The organism is Stenotrophomonas sp. 22385, from assembly GCF_052045085.1.
Lineage (GTDB): Bacteria > Pseudomonadota > Gammaproteobacteria > Xanthomonadales > Xanthomonadaceae > Stenotrophomonas.
In genome coordinates this window covers 117,011-143,907 of the sequence record NZ_JBQEOG010000002.1, presented here as the reverse complement: position 1 = coordinate 143,907, position 26,897 = coordinate 117,011, and the positions used below count along the sequence as shown (strand labels likewise).

Below are 26,897 nucleotides of genomic sequence, written 5' to 3'. Positions count from 1 at the left end.
CGGTGATGTGTTACGTCAGCCACGCCGGGAGCGGCTCTCCAGGGAACCCTGGCCCGGCGTTGAGTTACCGGTCACTGCCGGTTGGCCAGCACCGTGCGTACGGCCGACACCAGCTGGGCAACCGAATAGGGCTTGGCCACGTGTTCCTGGAATCCAGAGGCCAACGCGCGCTTGCGGTCGTCGGCGCGGGCCAGCGCGGTAACCGCCACGATCGGCAGGGCATTGGCATCGAGCCCGAAATCCTGGCGCAACGTGCTGACCAGCCCATAGCCGTCCATGCCGGGCATGCCGATGTCGGTCAGCAGCACGTCCACTTTCTCGTGCCCGCCTGCATCCAGCAGCGCGAGCGCTTCGCCGGCCGAGGCCGCCGCAGTGACCTGTGCGCCCTGCTCTTCCAGCAACCGGCGCAGGTATTCCAGCACTTCGGGCTGGTCTTCGACTGCCAGCAGGCGCAGGCCCTTGAGCGGGTACGGCTCGATCAGCTGCTCGCGGATCGGGCCACTGAACACTTCGCGTAGGGGCCGACCATCGGCCTGCGGCTGGTAGCGCGGCAGCTGCACGGTGAATTCCGCGCCCTTGCCCTGCCCTTCGCTGTTGGCGGTGACCGTGCCGCCGTGCAGTTCCACCAGCTGCTGCACGATCGCCAGCCCCAGGCCCAGCCCGCCGTGGCGGCGGGTGGTGGTGCCATCGGCCTGGCGGAAGCGGCTGAACAGGTGGCGCAGGAACTCCGGCGCGATGCCGTCGCCCGAGTCGGCCACGGTAATCGTCCAGTGATCACCGTCGGTGTCGAGGGTAACAGTGACCGAGCCGGCGGCAGGCGTGAATTTGATGGCGTTGCTGAGCAGGTTCCACAGCACCTGCTGCAGGCGGGTGGCATCACCCAGCACCAGCGCCGGTTCGTCGGGCATGACCAGCCGGGTATCCAGCGCCTTGCCTTCGGCGACCAGCTCCTGGGCGCGCATGGCTTCGGTGAGCTGGGTGCGCAGGTCCAGCACTTCCACTTCCAGCTGCACCTTGCCCAGCAGCATGCTGCTCAGGTCCAGCATGTCCGAGATCAGCCGCTTCTGCGCCATGGCGCTGTTGGCAATCACGCCCAGGCCCTTGAACAGCGGGCTGGTGCTGTCAACGCGCTGCAGCAGCAGTTCGCTCCAGCCCAGGATGGTGGTCAGCGGGGTGCGCAGCTCGTGCGACAGCGTGGCCAGGAATTCATCCTTCAGCCGCGCCATGCTTTCGGCGGCATTGCGCGCGGCGCGCTCGGACTGCAGCAGTTCCTCGCGCGCCATTTCGATTTCGCGGCGGTCGGTGACGTCGGTGCTGCTGCCGGCCAGGCCGATGAAGCGGCCCATGCGCGAGAAACGCGGCTGGGCGTTCATTTCCAGCCAGCGCCACTGGCCATCGGCACGCAGCCCGCGCACCAGCACCTGCATGGAACGCTGCGCCTTCAGCGCAGCCTGCAGTTCGTAGTCGAACACGGGAACATCATCGGGGTGGACCACGCCACGCCAGACATCTTCAGGCACGCGCTGTTCGTCACCACCAAAGAATTCGGTAAACGCGCTGTTGACGAAACGCGCATGGCCGCGCTCGTCCAACACCCATACGGGCATGGGCAGGCCATCGGCCAGGGCGCTGAAGCGCGCCTCGCTCTCGGCCAGCTCCACTTCGATCTGCTTGCGGTTGGTGATATCGAAAAACAGCACCGCAACCCGCCGCTCATGCGCCTGGCCTACCCGCATCGCTTCGACCGCGTACCAGCGGCCCAGCGCGCGCGCTTCCAGTTCGAACTTCTGGGAACGCCCGGTCAGCGCGATCTCGCCGTAGACGCGGTACCACTCCGGTTCGTGCGCCGGCTGCAGTTCGCTCATCAGCCGGCCGGAGGCGCGCTCCAGGCCGGTGTTGCGCTCGAAGGCGTCATTGACTTCCAGGAAACGGTAATCCACCCCGACGCCGTCCTCGATAAGGACCTCGATGATGCAGAAACCCGCGCTCAGGCCTTCCAGTACCGCGCGATGCAGCGAAGGATCCGAGGCCGGGGCCGCAAACGGGGCGCGTTCCAGGGTGGAGGCAGGCAGGCTGGGCAAGGGCGTCAAGAGGGGCAACTGGCGGAACGGAGGAATACAGCATCTTCCAGACCGCGTATTCGTAGCGTCAAGCACGGGGTAGGGATTTGACGTAAGTGAATTCGTTCCCACCGCCGATGCTGGGGATCGCCATAGGCAATTGTTCCCGCCCGTCATCAGGATCACACTGCGGGTCACCCTCTTTCCGCAACCCCGACCGAGGCAACGCCATGAACCGCAAACCCTTGTTGGCTGGTGCTCTCAGCTGCGTCATGCTGCTTGTGGCGGCGTGTGCAACCGCCGGACCGCGCACGGTGACCGCCCCCGACGCACCGCGCGCCCTGAGCGGCGACAGCCCGGTGCAGGTGAGCTGGACCGACCCGGCCCAGTTCACGGAAATACGCAGCAGTTCCAACCGTTTCGAGGCCCAAAGCGGCAACTGGGTGTACCAGTTGGCCGAGGCGCTGCGCAAAAGCGCCGTCAAGCGCCTGCCCCCGGGCCAGACGCTGGAGGTGCGGTTCACCGACATCAAGCGGGCGGGCGACTTCGAGCCCCAGCACGGTCCACGCGCCAACGACATCCGGATCATGCGCGACGTCTATCCGCCGCGGATCACCCTCGACTTCACCCTGCGTGATGCAGGTGGCCGCGTGCTGCAGGAGGGCAAGGACGTCAAGCTGGTCGGCCTGAACTACCTGCAGAATGGCGTCGGCCTGCGCAGCAACAGCGATCCGCTCCGCTACGAGGAACAGATGCTGGACGACTGGCTGCGCAAGCTGCTGACGCCTACGCGCCGCTGAGCACCCGCGCCACGCGCTTCACCGCGCAGGGCAACTGGTAGGCACTGACATTGCACAGCGGGGCCAGCACGTCCAGGCGCGGCGCCTCGCCCCACAGGGTGACCGTGCTGCCCACCCCGGCGTGCGGCAGGTCGGTCAGGTCAACGGTGAGCATGTCCATCGAGACGCGGCCAATCAGGTGGCCGGGCTGGCCATCGATCTGTACCGGAGTGCCGTTCGGCGCGAACTGCGGGTAACCGTCGGCATAGCCCAGCGCCACCACGCCCACCCGGGTGGGACGTTCGGCCACGAAGCGCGCGCCATAGCCGACCGGTTCCCCGGCGGCGATTTCGCGGATGGCGAAGATCTTCGATTGCATGGTCATCACCGGGCGCAGGCGCTCGGTGAAGGCGTTGTGCTTCTGCAACGGGTTGGCCCCGTACAGCATCAGGCCCGGGCGCACCCAGTCGCTGCGCACGTCCGGCCAGCCCAGCAGCGCCGGGGAATTGCACAGGCTGGTTTCGCCGGCCAGGCCGTCGATGGTGGCGGCGAACAAATCGGCCTGTTCGCGCGTGCGCGGGCTGTCCAATTCGTCGGCGCGGGCCATGTGGCTCATCAACACCATCGGCGCCACCTGCGGCAGCGCGGACAACCGCGCATGCGCGGCGCGGAACTCGGCCGGGGCCAGGCCCAGGCGGTGCATGCCGCTGTCCAGCTTCAACCAGATCTGCAGAGTGGCATCGGTCCGGAACGCCTCCACCGCGTCCACCTGCCACGGCGCGGCCACCGCGAACCACAGGTCGTGCTGCACGATCAGCGGCAGTTCGTCGGCGTCGAAGAACCCCTCCAGCAGCAGGATCGGCGAGGTGATGCCGGCCGCGCGCAGTTCCAGCGCTTCTTCGATGCAGGCCACCCCGAACGCGTCCGCTTCCCCATCCAGCGCCCGCGCGCAGGCCACCGCACCGTGGCCGTAGGCATCGGCCTTCACCGCGGCCAGGGTTTTGCGGCCACCGGCCAGTTCACGGGCGAGGCGGAAGTTGGAGCGCAACGCCTCCAGGTCGATCAACGCGCGGGCTGGGCGCATGCGTTCGGTTCACTGTGTTGGACGGAAGCGGCGGTGTGGCCGCCGTAACGGAAGATGTCCAGGCCTTCGGTGCTGATCTGCGGCTGGCGCGCGCTCATCAGGTCGGCCAGGTAGCGGCCCGAGCCGCAGGCCATGGTCCAGCCAAGCGTGCCGTGGCCGGTGTTGAGGAACAGGTTGCGGTACGGGGTGGCGCCGATCACCGGCGTGCCGTCCGGGGTGGCCGGGCGCAGCCCGGTCCAGAACTCGGCGCGCGACAGGTCGCCGCCGTCCGGGTACAGGTCGCCCACCACCTTTTCCAGGGTGGCGCGGCGGCGCGGCGACAGCGACAGGTCGAACCCGCCCACTTCGGCCATGCCGCCGACGCGGATGCGGTCGTCGAAGCGGGTTACCGCCACCTTGTAGCTCTCGTCCAGGATGGTCGAGGTCGGCGCCATCGCTGCCTGGGTGATCGGCAGGGTCAGCGAGTAGCCCTTCAGCGGGTACACCGGCAGGTGCATGCCCAGCGGGGCCACCAGCGACGGTGAATAGCTGCCCAGCGCCACCACGTAGCGGTCGGCGGTTTCAACCTTGCCGTCGATGCGTACGCCGGTGATGCGGTCGCCGTCGGTTTCAAGACCGGCGATATCCTGGTCGAAGCGGAATTCCACTCCGGCATCCATCGCCATCCGGGCCAGGCGGCGGGTGAACAGCTGGCAGTCGCCGGTCTGGTCGCGCGGCAGCCACAGCGCGCCCACCAGTTTGTCGGCCACGCTGGCCAGCGCCGGTTCGTGGGCGATGATGCCGGCGCGGTCCAGCACTTCATACGGAACGCCGTACTGCGCGAGCACTTCGATGTCCTGCGCCGAGGCATCCAGCTGCTGCTGGGTGCGGAACAGCTGGGTGGTGCCCAGGTCGCGGCCTTCGAATTCGATGCCGGTCTGCGCGCGCAGCTCATTGAGGCAGTCGCGGCTGTATTCGGACATGCGCACCATGCGCGCCTTGTTGATGGCGTAGCGTTCGTGGGTGCAGTTGCGCAGCATCTGGGCCAGCCAGCGGTACTGGTTCAGGTCCAGCCCGGGGCGGATCGCCAGCGGCGCGTGTTCGGAGAACAGCCACTTCACTGCCTTGAGCGGCACGCCCGGCGCGGCCCACGGCGAGGTATAGCCAAACGACAGCTGGCCGGCGTTGGCAAAGCTGGTTTCCAGCGCCGGGCCGGGCTGGCGGTCCACCACCGTGACTTCAAACCCGGCCTGCCGCAGGTACCAGGCACTGGTCGTGCCGATTACCCCACTGCCAAGGACTAGAACGCGCATGAGACCTCTCCAACCCGATCATTCCCTGCACTGGCGCGTGCCGGGACCATAATTGAGGAAGTATATTCCGGCCAAACCAAGCAATTTTGCTGTTTTTGGCGCCTCAGGCAGGTTATTGTCGCGCCAACACCCCGGGGGAGCTGACACCATGGCCGCACGTGCCCGCGAGCTGGACAAGATCGACCGCAGGATCCTGCGGATCCTGCAGGATGAAGGCCGCATTTCCTTCACCGAGCTGGGCGAGCGCGTGGGGCTCTCCACCACCCCATGCACCGAGCGGGTAAGGCGGTTGGAACGCGATGGCGCCATCACCGGCTACTACGCGCGGCTGGACCCGCAGTACCTCAAGGCCAGCCTGCTGGTGTTCGTGGAGATCAGCCTGGCCTACAAGTCCGGCGACATCTTCGAGGAATTCCGCCGCGCGGCGCTGAAGCTGCCCAACGTGCTGGAATGCCACCTGGTATCGGGCGATTTCGATTACCTGCTCAAGGCGCGCATCAGCGAAATGGCGTCCTACCGCAAGCTGCTGGGCAGCACCCTGCTGACCCTGCCGCACGTGCGCGAATCCAAGAGCTACATCGTGATGGAAGAGGTCAAGGAAACGCTGACCCTGCCCATCCCGGACTGACCCGCCAAACGCAAAAGGCGGCGCGCTTGCGCGCACCGCCCGTGTAGCTGCCGACCAGAGGCATCAACGCTGCTGTTTCTGGTCCTGGTGGCGCTGGTCCTGCTGTTTGCCACCTTTCTGGTTCTGCTGATCCCATTGCTGCTGGTTCTGCTGGCCGGATTTCTGGTTCTGCTGGCCCTGCTGTTCCTGCGGCATCTTGCCGGGATTGCCCTTCTGCTGATTAGCCATGACTGCACCTTCTTAGCTTGGGGATGCGCGCTGTTGCGGCGCACGTACAGACTCGGCGAAAAGCAGTTAATCGCAGGCGAAATTGCAGTGAGCTGCGGCGTTGACACCGATGACTGCGGGCATCGGTTGTAAAACGTTCATGCATCAGGGTTTGATGCGCTGGCCATCGCCGGTCGGCACCGCGTCGTAGTAGCGCCCGGTGCGGGTGTCCAGCACGCGGTTCGGGCCGGCCTGCTTCATGCCCGGCACGATGCGACCGTGGCGGTCATACACCTTGGGTGGGGCAGTGGTGGCCGGCGGTGCTGGCGGTACCACCTGCGCCGGTCCCTGGCTCTGGATCGGGTGGGTGCGCAGCTGCTGCGTGGTCTGCGCCGGGGTTTTCACCGGTGCAGGCATCGGCGCCTGCGCGGGCACGGGGGTGGTGACCGGACGGGTCTCGGTGGGTTTGCGGGGCGCGGGCATCTGTGCGGCTGCGCCCAACGGCACCAGCACGGCCAGCGACACGGCACCCCAGAAGAAACGTTTCATGGCGGCAGACTCACGAGGGAACATGCGTTCACCCTGCGCCCCCGTGCGTGTCAGCACCATGAATGTCGTCAGCGCTTGCCCCCGGCGGCGGCCGCCCCCATTTTCCTGTCATCCCCACGAGGACTGCCCATGACCGCATTCGATCTCTCCCCGCCCAGCGACGCCCAACGCGCCGCCCTCGTAGACGGGCTCAGCGCCGACGAGCGCCGCGTCCTGCTCCAGCACGGCACTGAAGCCCCGTTCTGCGGGGTATTCCTGGATAACAAGCAGGACGGCGTCTACGGCTGCCGCCTGTGTGGCCTTCCGCTGTTCCGTTCCAGCACGAAGTTCGACTCCGCCACCGGCTGGCCGAGCTTCTTCGCCCCGTTCGACCCGGCCCATGTGCGCGAAATCCGTGATGTCAGTCATGGCATGGTGCGAACTGAAATCGTGTGCGCCCGCTGTGACAGCCATCTTGGCCACGTCTTCCCGGACGGCCCGCCACCGACCGGCGAGCGGCACTGCCTGAATTCGGTCTCGCTGCAGTTCACCGCCAACGGTCAGCCGTATCCGGATCCGCTGCAGCGCGGTGGCGCCGAGGCCCAGCCAGCGGGTTGAGCCCGCGCAGACCGCGTGCCCACCAACGGTGGGCACCTACCGCGCCAGGCCGGCCCCGCGCCCGGGTCACATCCGGGCCGGCTCCTTGCTAGATACCCACCGTTGGTGGGTATGACGCGCCAGCCAAAAGTGTGACGTCCGACCACGCCCCCCTTCAGAACGCGCGCGCCAGGCCGACATGGTGATATCCCCCACCGCCGCGTCCGCCCCATGCTCATCATTGTTGGCTTCCTGATCGTCATCCTCAGCGTGCTCGGCGGCTATGTCGGCGCGCACGGCAAGCTCGGCGCGCTGTGGCAGCCCTATGAGCTGGTCATCATCGGTGGCGCGGCGCTGGGCGCGTTCCTGGTCGGCACCCCGGTCAAGACCGTCAAGCAGACCCTGCAGGCCACGGTGGGCGTGTTCAAGGGCCCGCGTTACAAGCAGCAGGACTACATCGATGTGCTGAGCCTGCTCTACGAACTGCTGAACAAGGCGCGTCGCGAGGGCTTCATGGCGCTCGAAGACCATGTCGAACGCCCGGGCGAGAGCGCCATTTTCGCCAACTACCCCAAGGTGCAGGCCGACCACCACCTGGTGGACTTCATCACCGATTGCCTGCGCCTGATGATCGGCAGCAACATCGAACCGCACGAGCTTGAACCGTTGCTGGAAATGGAGCTGGAAAAGCACCACGCCGAAGCGATGCAGCCCTCGGCCGTGCTCAACAAGGTGTCCGACGGCCTGCCCGGTTTCGGCATCGTGGCCGCGGTGCTGGGCATCGTGATCACCATGGGCTCGATCGGCGGCGAAATCACCGAAGTGGGCGCACACGTGGCCGGCGCGCTGGTCGGTACCTTCCTGGGCATCCTGCTGGCCTATGGCTTCGTCAGTCCACTGGCCGCGGCGGTGGAAGCGCGCGCCGAGCAGGACAGCCGCATCTACGAATCGGTCAAGACCGCGCTGCTGGCCTGCCTGCGCGGCTACAACCCGAAGATCGCGCTGGAGTTCGCCCGCAAGACCCTGCCGTCCAACGTGCGCCCGGGTTTCAGCGAATTCGAACAACATCTCAAGACGGTCAAGTAAGGCAGCGCCATGGCCGAGAACAAACCCACCGTCATCGTTCGCCGGGTCAAGAAGGGCGGCCACGGCGCGCACCATGGTGGCGCCTGGAAAGTGGCCTATGCCGACTTCGTGACCGCCATGATGGCGTTCTTCCTGGTGCTGTGGCTGATGGCGGCCACCACCAAACCCGAGCGTGCCTCCATTTCCGAGTATTTCCGCAACCCCAGCCCGCTCACCGGGCAGAGCCCCACGCCCGCGCCGGGCATGGCCGGCCCGGGCGGCGCCAGCACGTCGATGATCAAACTGGGCGGCGCCACTGATGTCTCGCGCGGCAACAGCAACGACCCCTTCCAGAACCAGCAGGCCGAACGCCCGGTGCCGCAGGAAGACGAGCGCGAGCGGGAAAAGAAGCAGCTGGAAGTGCTCAAGCAGGAACTGGAAGAAGCGATCAGCAAAAGCCAGGCGCTGGAACCCTTCAAGGACCAGCTGCTGCTGGACCTGACCCCGGAAGGCCTGCGCATCCAGATCGTGGACAAGCAGAACCGGCCGATGTTCGACATGGGCAGCGCGGCGCTGAAAACCTACACCCGCGACATCCTCGGCGAGCTTTCGCAGTTCATCAATCACGTGCCGAACCGGATCAGCATCACCGGCCACACCGACACCACGGCCTACAACGCCGCACACGGCTACAGCAACTGGGAGCTCAGCGCCGACCGCGCCAACGCCGCCCGGCGTGCGCTGCTCGATGGCGGCATGGCCGAGGACAAGGTCACCCGCGTGGTCGGGTTGTCCTCGTCGGTGCTGTTCGACAAGACTCAGCCGGACAACCCGATCAACCGCCGCATCAGCATCGTGGTGATGACCAAGGCCGCCGAAGCCGCCGCCCTGGCCGGTTCGGGCCAGGAAGTGGCGCTGTCGCCCACCGTCCACGACGCCGACATCCAGGCGGCCCAGGGCGTCCCGGCCCCGGCCGCAGCGCCGGCCTCCGCCTCGCCCTGACGGCCCAGAGGGTAACGACCAACGGTCGTTACCTACCCGAAAATCGCGGCATCCCCGTTCGCGCGAACGGGCCTTCCCAGCATCCCCACCGATCCCCCATTACAATGGCGGTCTTTCTCCTCCAGACAGACCGATTCCATGTCCAAGCAGTCCAAGGCCAAGCGCGACAAGCGCAAGAAGCTCCAGCCCAAGCGCCCGATCAACCGCCTCAACGCCCAGCAGCCGGTGCAGAACCACGCCGTGCTGACCAACGAGGAAGGCCAGGTGGTCGCCGCGATCGGGCTGCAGGGCACCGAATGGCTGCTGGCCATCGGCGGCCAGACCATGGGCAACGCCGACAACCCGGTGCCGATGCTGGCCATGCTCAAGCACCTCTCCAACGTGCAGGAGAAGGAGGGCCGCAAGGTCACCCTGGAGTACTCGACCCAGCTGCAGCAGCTGATCGACGACCTGGCCGCCGATGAAGGCAAGACCGCCGACGAGTACCTGAGCCAGCTGGTCTCCGAGTTCGAAGGCGTGGAAGGCGAAGAAGGCCAGGACGCTGAACCCACCGCCGAAGACGCCGAGGCCGCTGAACCGGCTGCCGACGCCGCCGAGGCCACCCCGGCCGCCAGCGACGACAAGCCGCAGGCCTGAGCCACGGCCACCCGGTGACGGTCTATATCGATGATGCGGTCCACCCCTGGCGCGGCGAGCGCTGGGCGCATCTGATGGCCGACACCCTGCCCGAGCTGCACGCCATGGCGGCGCAGCTCGGGATTCCGCGGCGGGCGTTCCAGAACCGCCGCAGCGGCGCCCACTACGACGTCCCCGCGCCCCTGCGCCTGCAGGCCATCGCGCTGGGCGCGACCGCCATCTCCCGGCACACGGATCGGGACCTGGTCAAAGCCGTCATCGCCAACGCCAGATCGCAATACACCGCGTAACGCCCCCGCCGGTCGCACTCCACGGGTAGCACCCGACCGTTGCTCGGGTGAATCAGAACGGATCCGACCCCGGCCGCACTTCCACCCCCAGCAGCGAACACAGCGCCAGCATGGCGTCATCATCGCGCTGCAGCGCCATCCAGCCGGCCAGCCCACCATTGCCGGTATCCACGCTCCACAGCGAGTAGTTGTGCTCGCGCAGGCGGTCGTAAGCGGTGCCCATCAGCTTCGGCGCGTCCACATCCGCGGCAAAATCCTCGTCGTCCAGGTCGCCACCCCAATCCAGCTGCAGGTTCCAGCGCGCGGCCAGTTCGTTCACCGCCGACACCAGCGCATCGGTGTCCTCACGCTCCACCTCAAAGCCGGACTGCCAGGCAATGGCGGTCATCAACGGCGGCAGCCAGTCGGCGTCCTCGTCGATTTCCTCGCCATTCTCGAGCAGCGCCTCGCGCCAGCGGTTGAACTGCTGCAGGCCCAGCTCTTCATCGCCCGGGTTGATCAGCACGAACAGATTCCAGATCCGGGCCTCGAAATCGTCTTCGTCGAAATCGCGTTCGTCTTCTTCGAAGTCGAAATAGTCGCTGTTGTCGGGCATGGCCGGTATTCCTGGAGACAGGCAGGCATTCTGCCACGGCCACCCTACGGTTATCCTGTGCGCCTGAAGATGGCCGTGGTGGCTGTCAGCATCCAATGACCATGAGCGATACCCCTCCCGACCACCTGGCGATCAACCCGGCCAGCCCCTTCCACGATGCCGCGGCGCTGGAGCGCGGCGTAGGCATCCGCTTCAACGATGTCGAGCGCGACAACGTTGAAGAGTATTCGGTCAGCGAAGGCTGGATCCGCGTGCAGGCTGGCAAGGCCCGCGACCGCCGTGGCAACCCGATGACCATCAAGGTCAAGGGCACCGTGGTGGCGTATTACCTCGACCAGAAGCCGGAATAATCACTCAACCGACCCACGGTCGGTTGCGACCCGGGATTGACGGCTGCGCCGTCAATCCCTTTGCCGGGTTTCCAGCAGGTCCAGGTTGCGGATCAGCCTGCGCGAGATCTCGTCGGAAATCCGCCCGCGCCGGGTCAACCGGAACAGTTCTTCGCGCTCGGCGGTCAAACCGGCACTGCGCAGCTGGCGGTACCCCTGCTCCATGCGCTTTACCTTTTCCGGATCCGCATCCGGGCCCTGGTCTTTTTCCAGGTTGCGCTGGTACAGCAGGCTCACCCGTGAGGCCGCATCGTTGTACAGCTGCACGTTGTCGGTGGTCTGGTTCTGCACCAGCTGCTGGCGCATGCGCTCCACCCCGGCCAGTGCGGCCTTGGAGGCCAATCGCCGCGCCAGGTCTTCTTCCTTGCGCTCGCCCGAATCGGCCGGCAGCTCCAGCCCCTTGAGCAGGCGCGGCAACGCCACGCTGGCACCCACCAGCGATACCAGGATCACCGCCGCGGCCAGGAAGATCACCAGGTCGCGCGCCGGAAACGCACTGCCATCCGGCAGGAACAGCGGAAGCGTCAGCACACCGGCCAGCGTGATGGCACCGCGTACGCCGGCCAGCGACGTGGCCACTACGATCCGCCAGGAGGTTCCCTGCCGCGCTTCACCGCGATGCTTCGCACGCAGCAGGCTCCAGCGCAGCGACAACCACACCCAGGCCAGGCGCAGCAGCACCAGCGCCAGGTTGATCACCACCACGTACACCAGCAGCCACCAGGCACTGTGGTGCCCGCTTTCGCTCACCGTGGTCATGGCGCGTTCCACGATGCCCGGCAGCTGCTCGCCCAGCAGCACGAACATGATGCCGTTGAAGGAGAACTGCAGCATGTTCCACACCGCCATGCGCTGCACGCGCATGCTGCCCGACACCCGCCCGGTGAGCTCCACGTAGCTCATGGTGATGCCGGCGGCCACCGCCGAGAGAATGCCCGAGGCGTTGGCTTCTTCGGCCAGCAGGTAGGCCGCGAACGGAATCAGCAGGTTCACCAGCAACGCCGCGCCCGGCTCTTCACCGAAGCGCCGCCACAGCCAGCGCTGGAAGGTGGACACGCCCAGCGTCACCGCCACGCCGATCGCCAGGCCGGCCGCCGCCACCCACAGGAAGGTCACCGAGGCCGTGGCCAGCGAGAACGTACCGGTCATCACCGCGGCCACCGCGAAGCGGAAGCAGACCAGGCCGGACGCATCGTTCAACAGCGATTCGCCTTCCAGGATGTGCATCAGCCGCTTGGGAATCGGCGCGCGCGAAGCAATCGAGCTGACCGCCACCGGGTCGGTCGGCGAAATGATCGCCGCCAGCGCGAAGGCCACCGCCAGCGGCATCACCGGAATCATCCAGTGGATCAGCAGGCCGGCGCCGATCACGGTGAACACCACCAGCCCGAACGCCAGCTCCAGGATCACGCCCTTGTCGCGGAACAGGCCTTGTTTGGGAATGCGCCAGCCATCCAGAAACAGCAGCGGCGGCAGGAACAGCAGGAAGAACATCTCCGGTTCCAGCGCGTGCCCGCGGTTGAACACCCCCGCAATCACCGCGCCCAGGCCGATCTGGACCAGCGGCAGCGGCAACGACAACGGCAGTACGCGGACCAGGTAGCCGCTGGCAACAACCGCCACCAGCATCGCCAGGACGACTTCAATCGTATGCATGCATTTTCCAGAGAGCCTGGAAAAAAATTACCACACCCACCCCGAACCGCGCCCTACAGCGGCGACGTCAGGCCGCCTCGCCATCGAAGCGGTAGATGTCCATCGCCAGCATGCCCGCATCGATACCGGCATCGATGCGCTGCGCACCCAGCACGTCACCGCCGGCCGCGCCGAGGGCGAAATGCAGCGGCTGGAAGTGCTCGTCGCTGGGGTGCGCGCGTTCGGCATGCGGCGCCTGCCGGCGGTAGTCGAGCAGCGCGGCGCTGTCGTTGGCCTGCAGGCGCTGCTCCACCCATTCGATGAAGGGGCGCACGTACGGCGCTTCGCCGCCGCGCTGGTACTCGCGGAAATCGTGCAGGTTATGGGTGATGCTGCCCGAGCCGATCAGCAGCACGCCCTGCCCGCGCAGCGGTGCCAGCGCGCGGCCCAGCGCGAACTGGTGGGCAGGGCCCTGCAGCGGCTGCAGCGCCAGCGGCACCACCGGGATGTCGGCCTGCGGGTAGAGCAGGCGCAGCGGTACCCACGCGCCGTGGTCGAGCCCACGGGTCGGGTCCACCGCGGCAGGCAGTCCGGCCGCGGCCAGCCGCTGCGCGACCTCCCCGGCCAGGGCGGGGTCGCCTGGCGCCGGGTACTGCAGGTCGAACAATGCCTGCGGGAAGCCACCGAAATCATGGATCGTCGGCGGTTGCGGGTGCCCACCCACCACCGGCTGGCGGGTCAGCCAATGCGCCGAGGCCATCACGATCGCGCGCGGGCGCGGCAGCTGCGCGGCCAGCTCGGCCAGGCGCACGCCCACCAGCCCGGGAGTCAGGGCGGTCATCGGCGAACCATGGGAGATGTACAGCGACGGCAGGCGGTTCATGGCGGAGCTCCGGGAATCCAGAAGGTCAGCCTATTGCCAATATCAGTGAAGTTAAATTGCCAAAAAAAACAGATATTAGTTCCACATACGGAACAAGCGCCTTCACACTGCGGCCAGCTCCAACCGCCCGATCACATCGAGCAGCGGCGCGGGGCGACCCAGCAGGAAGCCCTGCACCTGGTCGCAGCCGTGCGCCGCCAGCCACTCGTACTGGCCCGGGGTTTCCACGCCCTCGGCGATCACGGTCAGGCCCATGCTGTGGCCCAGTGACAACAGCGCGCGGCAGATCGAGGCGTTGCGCGGATTGGTTTCCACATCGGCCACGAAGCTGCGGTCGATTTTCAGGATATCCAGCGGCAGGTGCTGCAGGTAGGACATGTTCGAATAACCGGTGCCGAAATCATCCAGCGAAATGCAGATGCCCTGCTCGTGCATGCGCTGCATGGTCTGCTTGGCCTGGCCGGGTTTGCGCATCAGGCTGCTTTCGGTGAGCTCCACGTGCAGCGCCCCGCGCGCCAGCCCGAACTCCTGGCTGGCGCGGCTGAACTCGGCCACCAGGTCGCTGTTGAAGAACTGCACCGCAGATACGTTCACCGCGATCGGCAGGTTCCAGCCGGCATCCACCAGCTGCCGCTGCGCCCGCGCTGCTTCGCGGATCACCCAGCGACCCAGCGCCAGGATCAACCCGGTGTCTTCGCACAGCTGGATGAACTCGCCCGGCGGAATGAAGCTTCCATCCGCCTGCGGCCAACGCAGCAGGGCCTCCAGCGCGGCCGGGCTGCCGTCGCTGGCGTGGCAGATCGGCTGGAAATACAGCGCGAATTCGGCATCGATCGCACTGTGGATGCGCCCGGCCAGGCGCAGCCGGTCAGCCAGCCGCGAACTCACCGCGCTGTCGAACCAGGCAATCACGCTGCCCTCGTCACGCGCGGCATGCGCGGCCTGTGCAGCCATGCCGATCACCTGCTCGGCGCTGACCACATCGCCGTCGAACTTCACCGCCACGCCAATGCGCGGCTCGAACTGATGCAGCCAGTCCTGCCCACGCACAGGTTCGGATACCGTCTGCACCAGCGTATCCAGCGCGGTCTGGCGCTCGTGGTCGTCGCGGATGGCGAAGATGAAATCCTCGGCAGGCTGGAATGCCAGCAAGCCATAGCGCACCCCCAGCCCGCCCAGGCGCTTGGCCATGGCCTGCAGCACCACCTCGCCCACTTCGCGGCCCAGCGTGTCGGCCACCAGCTGCAGGCCACGGAACTGCACATAGGCGATGGTATAGCTGCCGCCTTCCTCGTCCAGCTGCGCGGCCAGCGCCCGGGTGTTGAGCAGGCCGGTGGCCGGGTTGTGGGTAGCATGGTAGGCCAGGTCGCGCTCATAGGCCATGCGGTCGCTGATGTCTTCGGCCAGTACAAGGCAGGCCTGGCGCCCGTCGAAGTCCAGCCGCGCCAGGTGCGCACGCACTTCGAACACGGTGCCATCCTTGCGCCGGTGCAGGCGCACCTTGGCATCCTGCAGGTCGCCGTTGGCGGCATTGGCGATCGCCCCGCGGATTTCCTCCCAGCCTTCGCGCGGGCGGATATCGAGGATGCTCATTGCCAGGAATTCGTCGCGGCTGTAACCGTATTGACGGACCGCCGCTTCGTTCACTTCCAGGAAGCGCAGCGTGTCCGGGTCGAACACCCAGAACGGCGCCGGGTTGCGGTCGAACAGCAGGCGGAACTGGCGCTCGGCCTGCTGCGCGCGCGCCAGCGCCTGGACCCGCTCACTCACGTCGGTAAGGGCACCGATCATGCGCCGCTCGCGGTCGCTGGCGCCCACCTGCTGGCCGCGCGCGGACACCCAATGCGTGGTGCCACCGGGCAGCACGATGCGGAACATCTCGTCGAGCACGCCGTTGCCGGCGAACGCATCGTCGAACGCGGCCTGCAGCCGCTGCACATCCTCGTGGTGGACGCGGTTGAAGAATTCGGCCACCGGCAGCGAATCCAGGTGGATGCCGAATACATCGCGCGCCAGCGGCGACCAACGCAGCACCGAGGCATCCTCGTCCACCGTCCAGGTGCAGATCTTGCCGACCTGGTGGGCCATGCGCAGTTCGGCATGGCCGGTGCGCAGTTCCTCGCTCATCGCATCCTGGCGGCGGGTGGCGCGGCGCAGGCTGGTGTAGACCAGCGCGAACGCACCCCAGTACAGCAGGTACAGGCCGATCGAGGCCTGCACGTAAGGCCACCACGGCGCCAGCACGTCCTGCCGGCCCAGCCCGGCGTACACCGCCAGCGGGTACTCGGCCAGGGTGGTAAGGGTGGTGATGCGCTCGACCTTGTCGATGGGACTGTTTTCAACGCCCAGAGGCAGCACCGAGTCGCTGCCTACCAGGTCGCGCCGCTGCAGCTTGAACTGTTGGCCGGTCAGGCCGTCGTTGTCGGGGCTGCGCGCCAGCACATGGCCGCCGACATCACTGATGGAGAGCACGCCACGCAGCCCGATATCCAGCCCGCTGATGATCGACTGCAGTTCACTGGTATGCAGCCGGCTGAGCAGCCAACGGTCCTCGCCCATGCGCAGCGCCAGCGGCAGCACCCAGCGGCGCATGCCCAGGTCCTGCGGGGGACCCAGGTACAGCAGGCTTTCTGCACCGCGATGCGGCTCCACCGCCCACAGGGGCAGGGTCAGATCGCCACTGCCGCTGGTCAGGGCGCGGCCGAACTGGTCCACCACCACGATGCTTTCCAGCTCGGCATGCCGCTGCAGCACGCCATCGATGGCGTCGTCGAGCAGGTCTGGCGCCTGCGCCGGCACGCGCTCGAACAGCTGCGCGCCGTCGGCGGCGATGCCGCGCATGGCGCGTTCCAGGTTGCGCAGCTCCAGCCGCAGCAGGCGCTGCGAACCGGTGGCCAGCGCCGTGCTCTGCCGCTGCGCGGCCTCCAGCCGGCGCTGGTAATCATTGAGCAGCATCACCACCAGGCCGGCGCCCAGCAGCAGGCCCAGGCCGATGCCCAGCCACACGATCGTCCGCAGCGGCCGCGCCATGGGCTGGCTCAATGCGGGCATCGCATACCTCTACCCCGGTGACGGCCTGACTTCATGTAAACGCTTCCTGGTTTCCCCAAACCTGAGCGGCCGACGTCGCAGTTTCTTGACGTCTGTCTTGCCCGTTTCCCACGGGCAAGGCCTTGGCCCAGCGCCGTGACCCCAGCATGCACCAGCCCGCCCGGCGCGGGAAGGGGTGCGATAGCCGTCACATGTTGACGGAGCCGAATGCGGCCACAATTCCCGCCAGATCCGGCCGGTTCCAGGGCCGGGCCGCGGATTAGACTTGGCGTTTCCCCGTCGCCTGAGAAGTTCATGTCCAAGCTGCGCCGCCCCACCCTGATGCTTGCCATCGCCGCCAGCCTGTCGCTGGGCCTGGCCGCCTGCGACCGCGATGCGGCCGCGCCGACCGCCCCGCCCGCCGCCGATGCCGCCGCCCCGCCCGCCGCACCCAAGCCGCAACTGGGCAGCTTCGGCTTCGATACCGCCGGCATGGACCGCAGTGTCGCCGCCGGCGATGACTTCTTCGGCTTCGCCAACGGCAGCTGGGTCAAGAACACCGAAATCCCGGCCGACCGTTCCAGCTACGGCAGCTTCAACGTCATTTCCGAGAAAACCCTGGCCGACACCCGCGCCATCCTCGAAGGCGCCGCCGCCGATACCCAGGCCAGCGGTGAAACCAAGCTGATCGGCGACTATTACGCCGCCTTCATGGATGAGGCCGGAATCGAATCGCGCGGCATGGGCGCGATCAAGCCCGAGCTGGACGCCATCGGCGGCATCGGCGACAAGGCCGCGCTGGCCACCGCCCTGGGCGGCACCCTGCGCGCCGACGTCGACCTGCTCAACGCCACCAACTTCTACACCGACCGCCTGTTCGGCACCTGGGTCTCGGTGGATCTGCTGCAGCCCGATCGCAACGCGCCGTACCTGGTGCAGGGGGGCCTGGGCCTGCCCGACCGTGACTTCTACCTGCAGGGCGGCCGCATGGCCGAGATCCGCAAGCAGTACCAGGCCTATATCGCCCAGGTGCTGCAGCTGGCCGGCGTGGCCGACCCGGCCGCCAAGGCGCAGCGCATCCTGGCGCTGGAGACCCGCATCGCCCAGGCGCACGCCACCCAGGAAGAAACCAACGACGTGGCCAAGGGTGCCAACGCGTGGAAGCAGGCCGACCTGAGCGCCAAGGCGCCGGGCATGGACTGGGCCGCGTTCCTGGCCGCCGCCGGCCTGGACAAGCAGGACGACTTCATCGTGTGGCAGCCCAAGGCGGTGGCCGGTATTTCGCGCCTGGTCGCCACCGAACCGCTGGATGTGTGGAAGGACTACCTGACCTTCCACGCGCTGGACCGCGCCGCGCCGTACCTGCCCAAGGCACTGGCCGATGCGCGTTTCGCCTTCCACGGCACCACCCTCAATGGCACCCCGCAGCAGAGCGAGCGCTGGAAGCGTGCGGTGGATGAGAGCAACAGCGCCGTGGGCGAAGCGATCGGCAAGCTGTATGTCGACAAGCACTTCGACCCGGCCACCAAGGCGCGCGCCGATGAGATGGCAAAGAACATCATCGCCGCCTTCGCCAAGCGCATCGACGCGCTGGAATGGATGTCGCCGGAAACCAAGGCACACGCCAAGGCCAAGGTCGAGGGTCTCACCGTGGGCATGGGCTACCCGGACAAGTGGCGCGACTACACCGGCCTGGAAGTGAAGCGCGACGATGCGCTGGGCAACGCCGAACGCGCCGGCCTGTTCGAATACCGCCGCAACCTGGCCAAGCTGGGCCAGCCGGTGGACCACAGCGAATGGGCGATGCTGCCGCAGACCATCAACGCGATGAACGTGCCGCTGGAAAACCGCCTGGTGTTCCCGGCCGCGATCCTGCAGCCCCCGTTCTTCGACGGGGCCGCTGATGATGCCGTGAACTACGGCGCGATCGGTGCGGTGATCGGCCACGAGATCAGCCACGGCTTCGACAACGCCGGTGCGCTGTTCGATGAAACCGGCAGGCTGCACAACTGGTGGACGGCCGAAGACCTGAAGAAGTTCAACGCCGCCGGCGATGCACTGGCTGCGCAGTTCAGCAGCTACCAGCCGTTCCCGGGCGTGTCGGTGAACGGCCGCCTGACGCTGGGCGAGAACATCGCCGACGTGGCCGGTCTGGCCACGGCCTACGACGCCTACCAGCTGTCGCTGCAGGGCAAGCCCGGCCAGACCCTGGAAGGCTTCACCCCGGACCAGCGTTTCTTCCTGGGCTTCGCCCAGGCATGGCGGAGCAAGGCGCGCGAGCAGGCCCTGCGCAATTCGCTGCTGACCAACGTGCACGCGCCTGGCCAGTTCCGCGCGCTCACCGTGCGCAACCTGGACGCGTGGTACCCCGCGTTCGAGGTGAAGGAAGGGCAGAAGCTGTACCTGGCCCCGGAAAAGCGGGTCAAGGTGTGGTGACAAAGACGGGCGCTTCGGCGCCCGTTTCCCAAACGACTGCCGATAACAATGATCGGCGCGGTGACGCATGACGTTGAGATGCGTCATTGATCCGTGCACCGATGAGTCATTGATCCCAACGCCGATGCGTTCCGGTTCACCAATGGGCGAGCGTGCCTGCTGGCACGCCGACGCGTGCGCAGGCACGTGCCGCCACGCCATCCTGCAGCGCGCGGCGGAACAGCGGCGACATGCCCTGCAGCAAGCGCGCCGAGGCGCGTGCCTGGGTGCGTTGCAGCGGCGTGCGTTCCAGCATCGTGGTGGCCCACTCGGGAAGCAGTGCGGCACCGGCGCCGAGGAACAGTTCGCGCGACAGCCCCGCCATCGGTACGGGCAGGCGGATGCTTGACAGCACCTCCAGCACTTCGCGCGAGCGTGTGTCGAAACGGAGCATCGTGCGTTGCTGTGCGAAATATGCCGCAACATCCGCTTCCGATGCCGGTACCCCGGTGGCACCCAACGCTTCAGCCACGCGCCGGTACTCATCGTAGTAGCGGTCCGCCATCTCCGCGGGCACGTCCCGGCAATACCGCCGGTAGCCCTGCAGGAACCCGTACGCCTCGGTCACATGCACCCAGGTGAGCAGTGCAGGATCGTCAGCGGAGTACGCCTGCCCGTCCGGGGTCTGCCCACGCACCCGCGCGTGGATGCGCTTCACCTTCGCCACCAGCGCTTCAACCTCGCCCGTGGGCCCGTAGCTGGTGCACGCCACGAACGCCGTGGTCCGCCGCAGCCGCCCCACCAGGTCATCGCGAAAGTTGGAATGGTCGTACACCCCGGCCAGCGCCAGCGGGTGCAGGGTCTGCAGCATCAGCGCGCACAGCCCACCGGCCAGCATCCCCGGAAACTCGGCATGCACCCGCCAGGTAACACTGTCCGGCCCGAACCAGCCCGGGTCGCCCAGCGGATGGTCGTAATCGATGCCGCTTTGCCCGCGCGGAAAGGCGCCCAGCACCCAGCGCCGGATCGGCACGGTGGCAGGGGCGGTAAGACGGTGCAGCAGTGACGACATCAGGGGGCTTCCAGGGGGTCGAAAGGGCCGCGATCCTGCGCGGTTGCGTCAATTCTGCGTGATCTACGACGCCTGGGCCACGCGCCCGGGCCTCCCCGCCTTTGAATTGTGCGGGTGCAGCAGAAAACGGGGCTGGTTTTTCGGTTTTTCGGGAAGTTTTTAATGATGCATCGCGCAAAAAGTTTGCGGCCGCCCTATTCAGTTAACCCCCCCTGCGGCGTTTTGTCGCACTGCCCATTGCCAAGCGAAATGAAAGTGCTAGAACTGAAGCCGCCTCACCGTCCGTCCAAATGCGCCGCTGCACGTTCCCGAAGGAGCCCGTGATGATCGCTTTGTTCAAAGGTTTGGGTTTACTGCTCCAGGACAACGAGCTCTACGGCAGCCCGTTCGAAAAGCAGGTCGCGCATTGGCGCAACAAGAGTGAGCAGCAGATCCGCGAAGAAGTGGCCACCCTGGCCAAGGCCAAGGGCCAATGGCTCATGGCGTCCATCGTCGGCTGGCAGGCGGCCTCGCTGCTGATCCTCGGCCTGATCGCCAACTACCTGTGGAAGGACGACTTCCATATCACCTTCACCCGCGTGGTGATCGTGTTCGGCTCGTGGGTCTCGATCCTGTTCGTAATCTGGTTCATGGCCAACATGTTCGACCACACCGCCGGTTTCGAGCGCTGGATGAAGGCGTTCAACAGCCGCGCGCGGATCACCTCCGATGCCGATACGGTGGAATGCGTGGCCGAAGCGCTGGACATGGCCCAGCTTTACCCGGAAGTGCTCGATTACAAGCAGGCGGTCACCGCCAGGCGCGAGCTGCGCCACGAAGACATCCGCATCATGCGTGAGATCGGGCGCATGAAGCAGCATTCGGAACTGGTCGGCCAGCTCAACCACATCGGCGAACCCGACCCCGGCCAGAACCTGCACCTGCAACCGGCTTTCTGACCCCACGAGGTCCAGGGGGATCCCAATGCCACCGTGCGCGAACACGGTGGCATTGTTTTTCTACATGCCGCGGAACAGGCTCATGAACGGCTGGCTCACGTTGAGCACTTCGGGCCGCTGCTTCAGGCGTAGCTGGCCACGGCCGCTGTCGTCGCGGCTGACCGCGGCCACCGCCTTCATGTTGACGATGGTGGAGCGGTGGATCTGGCGGAACCGCTGCGGGTCCAGCACGTCCAGCAGTTCGCGCAGCGGGGTGCGCAGCAGGCTCTCGCCGGCCTCGGTCACCACCGTGGTGTACTTGCTGTCGGCGCGGAAATAGACCACGTCTTCGAGCATGATCAGCTGTGTATCACGGCCATTGCTGGCGGTGATCCACGCCAGCGGCGGTGCGTTCGAGTGCATCCCCGGCTGCTGGCCCAGGCGCTGCAGCAGCTGTTCCAGCATGGCGTTGTCCGGCCGTCCCAGCTGCATGCGCGCGAGGATGCGCTCGCGCGTGGCCAGCAGGCGCTCATCGCTGACCGGCTTGAGCAGGTAGTCCATCGCACCCTGCTCGAACGCATCGATCGCGTACTGGTCGTAGGCGGTCACGAACACCACCTGCGTGCGTGGGCTGATCTCGGGCAGCGCGCGCGCCACTTCAATGCCGCTGATGCCCGGCATGCGGATGTCGAGCAGGGCCAGGTCCGGTTTCAGTTCGGCCAGCCGTTCCAGCGCGCTGGCGCCGTCCTCGCATTCGGCAACCAGCCGCAGTTCCGGCCACAAGCGCTGCAGTTGGGCCACCAGCGACTGGCGCAGCAGGTGTTCGTCTTCGGCAATGAGGGCATCAAGCAGCATGGATCGCCTCGCGTGCATCGCGCGGCAGGGTGATCGTTGCCGCCACGCCGCTGGGGAAGTTGGACACGATGGCCACGCCGGCGCGTTCGCCGCAGGTCAGGCGCAGCCGTTCGCGCAGGTTCTTCAGGCCAATACCGGTACCGCTGCTGCCCTGGCCGAAGCCCAGACCGTCATCGGCCACGGTCAGGGTGACGTGGTCATCGAACGCGCGCGCGATGATCCACACCGTGCCGCCGCCCGGCTTGGGTTCCAGCCCGTGCTTGATCGCGTTCTCGACCAGGGTCTGCAGCGCCATGGACGGCAGCGGCAGGGTTTCCAGCGCCGGCGGCACGTCCACCTGCAGCGCCAGCCGCGCGCCCATCCGGATTTTCAGGATCTCCAGGTAGGCCTTGGTGCGCTCCAGCTCTACGCCCAGGGTGGACATCGATTCGTCCACGCTCGGCAGTGAACTGCGCAGGTACTGGATCAGGTGCCCCAGCATCTGATCGGCGCGCGGCGGGTCGGTGCGGGTCAGTACCTGCGCGTTGGCCAGCGTGTTGTAGAGGAAGTGCGGCTCCACCTGCGCATGCAGCAGGTTCAAACGGGCTACCGACAGTTCCTTTTCGGTGGCGGTCTGTTCGGCTGCGGCCTGCTCGTCGCGGCGCTGTTCGGACACCCGGCGGGTGATCGCGCGGCTGACCGCTTCGGCGTTCTCGTAGTTGCTGCCTTCATCCACCGCCAGCAGGTCGGCCCATACCCCGGCATCGGGTTCAAACACCAGCGTCACGCTGCTGGTGCCCTGCCCCGGGGTCACCGTGGCGAGCACGCTGTTGCGCTTGATCGCCAGCCGCGCAGGCAGGTTCCAGCGCGACGGCGGGCGACCGTTGTAAGGGTCCACGCGGCGCACGTAGGCACGTACCTGCAGACTGCCGGCGGCGCTTTCGATGTCTTCCACGCGCGGCAGTTCCTTGATCGCCTGTTCGACCAGGCTGAAGGCCTCGCCGGCATCCATGGGCAGTTCGATCTGGCGCCGCTGGCGGCTGGACAGGGTGGCCGCGTCCAAGTGCCCGGCCAGGGTCGAGACGCGACGCAGGTGGGTGATGCAGCTGCCCAGCGCGGTGATCATCAGGAACAGCGCCAGCAGTCCGAACACCCAGCCCGGGCCTTCATCCATGCCGTGGAAGAAGCCACTCCACACGAACCCGGCCACGACGATCGCCGCGGCCCAGGCCACCAGAATACGGAGAATCAGGGAAAGGCTGGCAAACACGGCGGCGTCTTCACGATGGGATGGTGTGAGGATAGCCCTGCCGCCCGGGGGAACAAGCGGGATGCGACGAAAGCCCTGAAAACGGTGGTGAAGGAGGAATCTTCAGTAACAGTCGGCACTACCCGTTCCGCGCCGGCAGCATTGCGGCGCCGCATTCCCCGCCGGCAGCGCCGGCGGGGTGGCTTCGATCATTTACGGTCGGCGGCCGACGCGTCGCGTGGTGCGCGGAACTGGGAGTCATCGCTCCAGTTCGGCCAGCTGCGGGAATTGGCCAGCTGATTGCCGAGCGTGTACAGCACTTCCAGATCGCGGGCGGCGCCAGCGAACTTCCAATCCGGCTGCCACTCGTCGCCCTGCTGGTGGTAGCGCTTGGCGGTGTAGTCGTCCGAGGCCGCCTTGCCTGCGGCCACGCCGCCGTCCACCCAGTCCTGGCCGGCCGAGTAGGACACCGCCGGTACGCCGCGCTTGGCGAACGGGAAGTGATCGGAACGGAAGAACAGGCCGGCTTCCGGCTTCGGGTCCGGCGTGTAGCGGATGTCCCAGCCCTGGGCCACGTCCTTCAGCTGGTCCAGCAGTTCCAGCTTGGCCGAGCCGTAGATGCCGAAATCACGCGACGGGCCGAACGGCGCCATGCCGTCCATGTTGATCACCGCCACGGTCTTGGCCAGCGGGTACAGCGGGTGGCTGGCGTAATATTCCGAACCGAGCAGGCCCTTCTCTTCGGCGGTCACGGCCAGGAACAGCACCGAGCGCTCCGGGCGCTTGCCCTTGGCGAAGCCACGGGCCAGTTCCACCAGCGAGGCGGTGCCGCTGGCATTGTCCAGCGCGCCGTTGAAGATGGTGTCGCCGTTCGCATCCGGCTTGCCCACCCCGATGTGGTCCCAGTGCGCGCTGTACACCACGGTTTCATCCGGGTGCTTGCTGCCTTCCAGGCGCGCGGCCACGTTGTGCGAGGTGATCACCTCGGTCTTCACCGCGTACTTGGCCGAGAAGGTTTCGCCCTTCAGCTCCACCGGCTTGAAGTCGCGGCGCTGCGCCTGCTTCTTGAGCGCCTCGAAGTCCTGGCCGGCACGCTTGAACAGGTCCACCGCCAGGTCGCGCTGGATCCAGCCTTCCAGCAGCGGGTGCGCCTCGGCCGGGTTGTCGCGGACCACGTCGAACATGGTGTTGGTGTTGGAGCCGGCAACCGTGGCCCAGCCGTAGGAGGCCGGCGCGGTTTCGTGCACGATCAGCACGCCCAGCGCGCCCTGGCGGGCGCCCTCTTCGTACTTGTAGGTCCAGCGGCCGTAGTAGGTCATGCCCTTGCCGTCGAAGTCGCCTTCGCCGGTTTCGAAGTCCGGGTCGTTGATCAGCACCACGGCGATCTTGCCCTTCAGGTCCACGTCCTTGAAGTCGTTCCAGTTGCGCTCGGGTGCGTTCACGCCGTAGCCCAGGAACACCAGCGGGGCGTTCTGGATGTCGACCTCGGAGGCACCGTTCATGGCTGCGCGCACGGCGATTTCCTGGCCCTGGGTAAGCGACTGCGGCTTGCCCTTGCTGGACAGCGCCAGGCTGGGGGCGCCGACGATATCGCCCTTGAGCAGCGGCACGGCCTGGGTCCACAGACGCTTGCCGTCCTTCAGGTCGCCGCCCGGCTGCAGGCCGGCGGCCGCGAACTGTTTGCTGAGGAAGGCGATGGTTTTCGCTTCGCCGGCCGTGGCGGGCGAGCGGCCTTCATAGGCGTCGGAGGCCAGTTCCTTGACGTCGGCGGAGATCCGCGCGCCATCGAATTTCGGCGTCGCCGCCATCAGGGCGCTGGACACCGACAGTGCCAGCACGCTCAAAACCACTCGCTTCATTGCTTACTCCGGGGCAGGGACATCATCGTTCGATGATACCCATTCCCGAAGGGCGCCGGCCGTGGGCCGCCGCACGACCAACGGTCGTGCGCTACCGGCAGGGCAGCCGCCATTCCCGTTTCCGGGTGCCATCCGTGGTCCAGGTGCCATCCGTGGTAGCTCACGACCGTTGGTCGTGAGCCCCCGACAGAATCACCAGTTCGGATCTTCCGCCGGCGCAGCCGCCTTCGGTGCAGCCGCGCGCGCCGGCGCCGGCTTCGGCTTGGCCGCGCCCCCCCCGTTCGCTGCGGTCGCCGCCGCAGCCGTCGGCTTCGCCGCACCGGCCAACTGGCGCAGCTCGATCGCACCCGGCTTGAAGTTCGCCCCGCCCAGGTCCGCGCCGCCTTCGATGGTGCCGTAGGAGGTCTGCGCCGCCACGCGGTCCACCCGGATCGTGCAGCACGGGCTTTCATTGCGGCCCAGCGAACGCCCGGTCTGCGGGTCTTTCAGTTCCTCGCCCAGCATCACCGCCTGCCAGCGCTGGCCGGGCTTGAGCGATTCGCCGCCCTGGCTCAGCACCACCTGGTCACCGGTCATGGCCACCACCGACACCGGGAAGATCTCGGTGATGATCGCCGTGCCGATCTGCCCGGACAGCGAATCCATCATCGCCGCCGCCATGCCCTTGCCATCCACCACGCGCGGCAGGGTGCTCGGGCCCGTCGAGGCCAGCTGGTGGTCGAAGCTGTCGGACATCACCACCTCACCGGTGGTGGCGTTGATCAGGCGCAGGGTGATGCGCCCACCGCCCGAATACGAGGTGACCTGACGGTCGGACATGCGCAGGTTGCGCACGCTGCGCGGGTACTCGAAGCGTTCGATGGTCGGAATCAGGATCAGGTCCGTGGCCAGCTGCTGGCCCAGCCGCGCGGTGTCCTGCAGCCGCACGTTGCCGCTGTTGATGTGGTCGATCTCGGCCTGCATCTCCTCGCCGAACTCACGGTCCAGCACGATGAAGCGCTTGGTCTGGGTCAGCGTGTCGTTCAGGCGCGCACGAATGGCCGCGGCCACTTCATCGCTGGCCACGCGGCCATCGCCGACGGCGTAGGTGCCGCTGCGCACGTGCGGCTGGGCCACCACGATCTTCGGCCGGCCCTGCTCGTCCGGGGCACGGTACTTGGCGATGTCGGCGCGCACGCGCACCTTCCAGTAGCTGCGCATGGTGCGGCGGCTGACATCGGACTCGAACGACTGCGCGCCCCGCTTGGCGTCCACGCTGGCCTGTTCCTTGTAGCTTTCCTTGATGCTTGCCGAGGCCGAACCGCCGCCCCCGCTTGCCTCGGCCTGCGCCTGCGCCGAGCCACTGGCCGAGGCAGACGCCGAATAACTGTAGCCGGCGTCGCTGGCGCGCACGCGGGCAATCACTTCTTCATCCAGCTGGCTGACTTCTTCCTGCGAGAGGATTTCGTAGCCCAGCACCGCCCCTTGGGAGGCGGCAATCATCTGCTGGGAAAACGCGTCGGCGCGGATATCGCCGACGTGTTCCCCATCCACGTCCACATGCAGGCCCGCACGCAGGCTCTGCATCTGGCTGGCGACACGCACGCCATTGACCTGTGCCACCGCCGACTGCAGCGCTGCCAGCACTGCCAGCTCCGGCGTGCTGCCGATTCCCTCGGCTTCGCGCGCCACCTGGGTGGTGCCGCCGAAATCCGGTGCATCGCGCAGCGGCTTTTCAGCCGGTGCATCCAGCCTGGATTCGGCCTTCGGCGCCGTGGTCTCCACCGGTGCCTCCTGCTTGCCGCAGGCGGCAAGCAGGGTAGCGGTGAGGGCCAGGCTCAACAGTCGGTATGAGGTCTGCATGCGCGGCGT

At 67.0% G+C, this 26,897-nt stretch carries 24 protein-coding genes; 10 read left to right on the top strand and 14 right to left on the bottom strand.

The genetic code is table 11. From position 1 onward, the window contains the following. Positions 1 to 71 precede the first annotated feature (71 nt). Complete coding sequence (locus ACTJI4_RS05110; protein WP_392919948.1) at positions 72 to 2,057, bottom strand: ATP-binding protein; 1,986 nt, start codon at positions 2,055 to 2,057, stop codon at positions 72 to 74. Positions 2,058 to 2,290: 233 nt separating this feature from the next. On the opposite strand from ACTJI4_RS05110, the gene ACTJI4_RS05105 reads away from it, so the two are divergent. After that, positions 2,291 to 2,860 carry a DUF3016 domain-containing protein gene (locus ACTJI4_RS05105; protein WP_440868718.1) on the top strand — a complete coding sequence of 190 codons (570 nt, stop codon included), beginning with the start codon at positions 2,291 to 2,293 and terminating at the stop codon, positions 2,858 to 2,860. On the opposite strand, the gene alr is transcribed toward ACTJI4_RS05105, so the two are convergent. Both alr and ACTJI4_RS05095 read right to left on the bottom strand, forming a co-directional pair. Further along, positions 2,847 to 3,923, bottom strand: coding sequence for an alanine racemase (gene alr, locus ACTJI4_RS05100; RefSeq protein WP_392919569.1), 1,077 nt, complete (start codon positions 3,921 to 3,923; stop codon positions 2,847 to 2,849). The genes ACTJI4_RS05105 and alr overlap by 14 nt on opposite strands. After that, positions 3,902 to 5,215 (bottom strand): D-amino acid dehydrogenase, encoded by a 1,314-nt coding sequence (locus tag ACTJI4_RS05095; protein ID WP_440868717.1) that lies wholly within the window; start codon positions 5,213 to 5,215, stop codon positions 3,902 to 3,904. The genes alr and ACTJI4_RS05095 overlap by 22 nt, the downstream gene beginning before the upstream one ends. A 148-nt stretch (positions 5,216 to 5,363) precedes the next feature. Between ACTJI4_RS05095 and ACTJI4_RS05090 the strand changes: the two genes are divergently transcribed. Next, on the top strand, positions 5,364 to 5,843 hold the full coding sequence (locus ACTJI4_RS05090) for an Lrp/AsnC ligand binding domain-containing protein (protein ID WP_392919575.1): 480 nt from the start codon (positions 5,364 to 5,366) through the stop codon (positions 5,841 to 5,843). Between the two features lie 63 nt (positions 5,844 to 5,906). Here the strand turns inward: ACTJI4_RS05090 and ACTJI4_RS05085 are convergent, their stop codons facing one another. Then, positions 5,907 to 6,071 carry a lana protein gene (locus ACTJI4_RS05085; protein WP_068848964.1) on the bottom strand — a complete coding sequence of 55 codons (165 nt, stop codon included), beginning with the start codon at positions 6,069 to 6,071 and terminating at the stop codon, positions 5,907 to 5,909. A 144-nt stretch (positions 6,072 to 6,215) separates the two neighbouring features. After that, positions 6,216 to 6,599: a classical arabinogalactan protein 4 gene (locus tag ACTJI4_RS05080; protein ID WP_392919580.1), complete on the bottom strand. Its 384-nt coding sequence runs from the start codon at positions 6,597 to 6,599 to the stop codon at positions 6,216 to 6,218. 129 nt (positions 6,600 to 6,728) lie between these two features. Between ACTJI4_RS05080 and msrB the strand changes: the two genes are divergently transcribed. The 5 genes from msrB to ACTJI4_RS05055 all read left to right on the top strand — a co-directional run bounded on the left by msrB (position 6,729) and on the right by ACTJI4_RS05055 (position 10,168). Then, positions 6,729 to 7,196: a peptide-methionine (R)-S-oxide reductase MsrB gene (gene msrB / locus ACTJI4_RS05075; protein ID WP_440868716.1), complete on the top strand. Its 468-nt coding sequence runs from the start codon at positions 6,729 to 6,731 to the stop codon at positions 7,194 to 7,196. A gap of 210 nt (positions 7,197 to 7,406) precedes the next feature. Further along, positions 7,407 to 8,261: a flagellar motor stator protein MotA gene (motA, locus tag ACTJI4_RS05070; RefSeq protein WP_392919585.1), complete on the top strand. Its 855-nt coding sequence runs from the start codon at positions 7,407 to 7,409 to the stop codon at positions 8,259 to 8,261. A 9-nt stretch (positions 8,262 to 8,270) separates the two neighbouring features. Next, on the top strand, positions 8,271 to 9,242 hold the full coding sequence (motB, locus tag ACTJI4_RS05065; RefSeq protein ID WP_392919588.1) for a flagellar motor protein MotB: 972 nt from the start codon (positions 8,271 to 8,273) through the stop codon (positions 9,240 to 9,242). A 138-nt stretch (positions 9,243 to 9,380) separates the two neighbouring features. Beyond that, the gene (locus tag ACTJI4_RS05060; protein WP_392919591.1) at positions 9,381 to 9,878 is read left to right on the top strand and encodes a hypothetical protein; all 498 of its coding nucleotides are present in this window, start codon (positions 9,381 to 9,383) and stop codon (positions 9,876 to 9,878) included. Between the two features lie 14 nt (positions 9,879 to 9,892). After that, positions 9,893 to 10,168: a DUF4031 domain-containing protein gene (locus tag ACTJI4_RS05055; protein ID WP_440868715.1), complete on the top strand. Its 276-nt coding sequence runs from the start codon at positions 9,893 to 9,895 to the stop codon at positions 10,166 to 10,168. A gap of 52 nt (positions 10,169 to 10,220) precedes the next feature. Here the strand turns inward: ACTJI4_RS05055 and ACTJI4_RS05050 are convergent, their stop codons facing one another. Continuing rightward, positions 10,221 to 10,763, bottom strand: a complete 543-nt coding sequence (locus tag ACTJI4_RS05050) for a DUF6630 family protein (protein WP_392919596.1) — start codon at positions 10,761 to 10,763, stop codon at positions 10,221 to 10,223. A 101-nt stretch (positions 10,764 to 10,864) separates the two neighbouring features. Here ACTJI4_RS05050 and ACTJI4_RS05045 point away from each other — a divergent pair, with 101 nt between their 5' ends. Further along, positions 10,865 to 11,113, top strand: coding sequence for a DUF3297 family protein (locus ACTJI4_RS05045; protein WP_214904994.1), 249 nt, complete (start codon positions 10,865 to 10,867; stop codon positions 11,111 to 11,113). A gap of 51 nt (positions 11,114 to 11,164) precedes the next feature. Here ACTJI4_RS05045 and ACTJI4_RS05040 read toward each other — a convergent pair whose 3' ends face one another. The 3 genes from ACTJI4_RS05040 to ACTJI4_RS05030 all read right to left on the bottom strand — a co-directional run bounded on the left by ACTJI4_RS05040 (position 11,165) and on the right by ACTJI4_RS05030 (position 16,721). After that, a complete protein-coding gene (locus ACTJI4_RS05040) occupies positions 11,165 to 12,808 on the bottom strand; it encodes a Na+/H+ antiporter (protein ID WP_440868714.1) in 1,644 nt (547 codons plus the stop codon). Between the two features lie 67 nt (positions 12,809 to 12,875). Then, positions 12,876 to 13,670, bottom strand: coding sequence for a DODA-type extradiol aromatic ring-opening family dioxygenase (locus ACTJI4_RS05035; RefSeq protein ID WP_440868713.1), 795 nt, complete (start codon positions 13,668 to 13,670; stop codon positions 12,876 to 12,878). 102 nt (positions 13,671 to 13,772) lie between these two features. Next, positions 13,773 to 16,721 carry a bifunctional diguanylate cyclase/phosphodiesterase gene (locus ACTJI4_RS05030; RefSeq protein ID WP_440868712.1) on the bottom strand — a complete coding sequence of 983 codons (2,949 nt, stop codon included), beginning with the start codon at positions 16,719 to 16,721 and terminating at the stop codon, positions 13,773 to 13,775. A 294-nt stretch (positions 16,722 to 17,015) separates the two neighbouring features. Between ACTJI4_RS05030 and ACTJI4_RS05025 the strand changes: the two genes are divergently transcribed. Next, a complete protein-coding gene (locus tag ACTJI4_RS05025) occupies positions 17,016 to 19,136 on the top strand; it encodes a M13 family metallopeptidase (RefSeq protein ID WP_440868711.1) in 2,121 nt (706 codons plus the stop codon). Positions 19,137 to 19,272: 136 nt separating this feature from the next. Here the strand turns inward: ACTJI4_RS05025 and ACTJI4_RS05020 are convergent, their stop codons facing one another. Further along, a complete protein-coding gene (locus ACTJI4_RS05020) occupies positions 19,273 to 20,187 on the bottom strand; it encodes an oxygenase MpaB family protein (RefSeq protein ID WP_440868710.1) in 915 nt (304 codons plus the stop codon). Positions 20,188 to 20,510: 323 nt separating this feature from the next. Between ACTJI4_RS05020 and ACTJI4_RS05015 the strand changes: the two genes are divergently transcribed. Then, positions 20,511 to 21,125, top strand: a complete 615-nt coding sequence (locus ACTJI4_RS05015; protein ID WP_392919615.1) for a hypothetical protein — start codon at positions 20,511 to 20,513, stop codon at positions 21,123 to 21,125. A gap of 60 nt (positions 21,126 to 21,185) precedes the next feature. Here the strand turns inward: ACTJI4_RS05015 and ACTJI4_RS05010 are convergent, their stop codons facing one another. The 4 genes from ACTJI4_RS05010 to ACTJI4_RS04995 form a co-directional block, all read right to left on the bottom strand. Next, positions 21,186 to 21,959, bottom strand: a complete 774-nt coding sequence (locus tag ACTJI4_RS05010; RefSeq protein WP_392919618.1) for a LytR/AlgR family response regulator transcription factor — start codon at positions 21,957 to 21,959, stop codon at positions 21,186 to 21,188. After that, a complete protein-coding gene (locus tag ACTJI4_RS05005; RefSeq protein WP_440868709.1) occupies positions 21,949 to 23,208 on the bottom strand; it encodes a sensor histidine kinase in 1,260 nt (419 codons plus the stop codon). Before ACTJI4_RS05005 ends, ACTJI4_RS05010 begins: the two co-directional genes overlap by 11 nt. 188 nt (positions 23,209 to 23,396) lie before the next feature. After that, the gene (locus tag ACTJI4_RS05000; RefSeq protein ID WP_440868708.1) at positions 23,397 to 25,046 is read right to left on the bottom strand and encodes a M28 family metallopeptidase; all 1,650 of its coding nucleotides are present in this window, start codon (positions 25,044 to 25,046) and stop codon (positions 23,397 to 23,399) included. Positions 25,047 to 25,238: 192 nt separating this feature from the next. Then, positions 25,239 to 26,888 carry a CsgG/HfaB family protein gene (locus ACTJI4_RS04995; protein WP_440868707.1) on the bottom strand — a complete coding sequence of 550 codons (1,650 nt, stop codon included), beginning with the start codon at positions 26,886 to 26,888 and terminating at the stop codon, positions 25,239 to 25,241. Between the last annotated feature and the right edge of the window lie 9 nt (positions 26,889 to 26,897).